Annotated in this window: 3 protein-coding genes; all 3 read right to left on the bottom strand. The window is 48.6% G+C overall.

Features of this window, described 5'->3' with window-relative positions:
• The coding region (locus RMO52_RS18270; RefSeq protein WP_310417078.1) for a PAS domain S-box protein at positions 1–2247 on the bottom strand (2247 nt) is incomplete at its 3' end.
• 149 nt (positions 2248–2396) lie between these two features.
• Positions 2397–2594, bottom strand: a complete 198-nt coding sequence (locus RMO52_RS18275; protein ID WP_310417081.1) for a DUF2949 domain-containing protein — start codon at positions 2592–2594, stop codon at positions 2397–2399.
• Positions 2595–2708: 114 nt separating this feature from the next.
• Positions 2709–3323, bottom strand: coding sequence for a DUF2267 domain-containing protein (locus RMO52_RS18280; RefSeq protein ID WP_309739591.1), 615 nt, complete (start codon positions 3321–3323; stop codon positions 2709–2711).
• Positions 3324–3610 lie beyond the last annotated feature (287 nt).

Raw genomic sequence — 3610 nt, forward strand, 5'->3', positions numbered from 1 at the left:
CTCCCCCGCGACTAATCGAGCGGCCTGCGCCAAATCCGCATCGAGGTCTGCGGGTTCGGTAATTGCTTGAAAAGTAGTGGTCGCTAGTTCGGCTGGGGTAAAGCCGACAATTTCACACAGTTTTTGGTTGACCCGCAGCCAAGTTCCATCGAGCGCGACATGACAAAAGCCGATGCCTGTATACTCGAAGGTGTGCCGAAATAGCTCTTCGCTAGCTTGGAGCGAGGTCTCCATCTGTTTGCGCTCGGTAATATCGCGAGATACTGCTAAAATTCGTTCGACATGACCTTGGCTGTCGAGGATCGGTGCGGCAATTACTTCCCACCATTTAGGGACGCCCTTGGAAGTTGCACAATAGCTTTCAAATTTACTAATATTGCCAGCGCGAGCGGAAACGATCGCCCGCTCGATATTTTCAGTTTCGTTACCTTGCCAGATTGTGCCCCAGGAGAAATTAGCAATCATGGTAAAGTCATCGATCTGCATCAGCGATCGACCGCCGTTATTCATATACAGCAGCCGACCATCTAAATCTAAGACTTTGATACAGTCTTGATTGCTTTCGAGTACTTGGCGCAGAAATTCTTCACTGCGATGGAGATCTGCTTCATTTTGCTTGCGAAGGGATATATCGTAGACTAAGCCCGAAATGGTGGTGACTCCAGCGGCGTCGCGTTGCAATTGACCGACGCCATCGATCCACCGAATTTGACCATCCCGCCAGACAATGCGGTATTCACACCGATATTCGGGAATTTCTGCATCGATCGTTTTTTGCAATTCGGCGATGACGCGATCGAGATCGTCGGGATGGATGCGATCGAGACAGTCTTGATAAGATATCTGCGTGCGATCGGGTTCGTAGTCAAATAATGCTGCAAATTCTGGCGTCCAAAATATCGTTTGGGTGCCCACTTGCCAAGTCCAACCTGCGGCTTTGGCAACCCGCAACCCGACCGACAAGCGTTCGGTGTAGAGTTCGGCGCGGAGGCGGTCGGTTTGCGCTTGTCTGACGACACTGATATCGCGCCCTTCGACAATAATCAGGGTCGTTTCCCCCCGATGATTCAAAATCGGCGTTAGCGAAAAGTCGATCGGCATCAACTGCTGTTGCGCTCCGGTCAATTCGACTTCATAGCGAATGAATTCGCCCTGCGCCGCCTGTGCGGTCGATTCGCGCAGCAGTGCCTGTGTAGAGGGTGAAAATTCCCAACCCGGTACCTCCCAGAAGCGTCGCCCGATCGCATCTTCCGCCTGGATACCGCCAAATTTCAAAGCAGTAAGATTTACTTCAATCAGCGTGCCATCGGGTTCGATCAGACCAATGAATTGAAATACACCATCGAAGATCGCCCGAAACTTGCTTTCGCTGTGCTGGAGCTCAGTCATCGCTTGTTTGTAAGCGGTGATATCCCGCATCAAGGCGACTGCCCCCAGTTTTTCGCCAGTTTTCCGATCGTAAATCGCTCTGGCATTAGCCACCAGTGACCTCGCTCGCCCCTGTTTGGGTTTAATCGTCATTTCTTGCCCGACGACCTTTTCGCCTTGGAGCGCGCGAAATAGGGGGATCTCAGCTTTGGTTAGAATCCTGCTGCCATCCCCATCATAGAGATCGTAGTATCTAGCCCACTCCTCTGGCATCAGTGGTTCGGGCGGCAAGCCATGAAATTCCTGCGCCGTGCGGTTAAATAATACCAACCGTCCCATTGCATCACAAGCGACGATCGCATCGGAAGCATAATCCAACAAGGCTTCTAAAAAGTGAGCCGATTGGCGCGTGGGGATGACAGCTTGCCCACCCAATCGAGTCGCCGTACCGATCCAGGTCGTACCCAACGCATCGCCATCTGGCTCTAATTCCAGATCGAACCACTCCCACTCAGCTACGCCTTTAAATTGCAGTTTGATTGCTAGTGGCGTCTGCCATCTTCTTGCCTCTTCCCAAGCTAGCGCAAAGCGATCGCGATCGTCTACGTGCAAACTGTGCTCAAAGCTCCGAGGATATTGTTCTACTAAGGTTACGGCTGGTGCGATCGCACCAATACTTGCGACTGAACCAGAATGCCCGTCTTGCCAAAATTTAGCATCCGCGAGGTCACAGTGTCCGGCATATTCGCACCAATGCCGATTGACAGCGACCATCTGCCCGCGCTCGGTCATCAACCAAGCCAATTGCGGAATGCGATCCAACAATTTTTGCGATCGCATTGCTGTAACGACTAAATCCTGCTGCGGATTTACATTCATAAGCTCATGAGTGAAGATATTCTCATTACTTAATTTAACATATCCTTCAGGTTCGAGTCATCAATGATAATACTTAAATACTCGCTCGATTGTCATTTGTCGATTACAATCTAACTCACAAATAGCTGGTAGCTAACAATACTTTTTGATTAGTAACTGTATGATTCAAATAGTTCAAAAATTCGGTCTAACTGTGATAATGTCACTAACCCATATTGCCACAAGACGATCGGTAGCGTGCCGCGAGCAGATTGAGTTTGTTTGAGCGCTAATTGCACCGAATCATTTGGTAAATTTAGATCTTGACACAGAAAATTAACTATTTGGGGAATATTTTCCTTAGACATAACACTCGTACATTTATTAGCTATTTTAATATTTTTTTACACCAATATCGAGCAATTTATGTATTGTCTCAATATTGGTGTATTGTTAAATTTGATTGGCTCGATGGCTGCTAACTAAGCTTCATCCCAAAGCTCGCGGACGCCATCTGTCGGTAGCCAGCTCGCCACTTCAGCAATGCGCTCGGGAGTCAGTTCCCGCTTTGTAGCTGTAAATACCGCCTTAACTGCATGTTTGCGTTCGGCATCTTTGTTGACAGGATCGCGTTCTAACCCACCTTCATTAGCAGCTCGGAAAAAGAAGCGGCTAGAATCAATTTTGAAGATGCCAGGGCCTTGCCATGGTGGACGTACCCGACTCAAAAATCCGACAATTGGATTGCTGTCTTTCCACAGATCCGTTACTTCCATTTGCAGAGCTTTTTCATCTGTTGGCATGGCTGGCTCGTGCAATTCATCAGCTACCCGATCGGCTGCTTCGGTAGTCATCAGATCGCGCATAATCCGAAACACAACTTCCGTAAAATCTCTAGCATCATAAGGATCGGCAAAGCCACCTTCAGCCATGACATATTCCAAGAAAGAACGGTCTCGATCGGCAAAGATTGCGCGGGGATCTTCGATCTCCGTCGCATCGATTTCTGGAATATTTCTTTTCAACGTTTCATCAGCATTAACTGCCTTTGGTTCTGCTGTCTGTGGAAGATCTTTTTGTAAAGTTTCATCTGCCATAACTGTTTTTTTATGCTGTGAATGTTAGATCGGCGTTTAACCGCTACTAAATAGCTTACGCAAACTCACACACATCGGCATCTTTCGGAAGTTAGAGCTGCGCTCTGTCAAAAGGTAGATCTTTTTTGAGATGGGAGATGGTAGGCGGGAGATGGGAGAGGTAAGAGGTAAGAGGTAAGGGGGGAAAATCCTCTCCTCGGAGGGGTGCCGTGTATACACAAGTTGGCTAGACTTCGTTTCCGATGGGCTTACCCCCCAACCCCCCTTATAAAGGGGGGCTTTACTCC

The organism is Chamaesiphon sp. OTE_8_metabat_110 (assembly GCF_031382685.1).
Classification (GTDB): Bacteria; Cyanobacteriota; Cyanobacteriia; order Cyanobacteriales; family Chamaesiphonaceae; genus Chamaesiphon.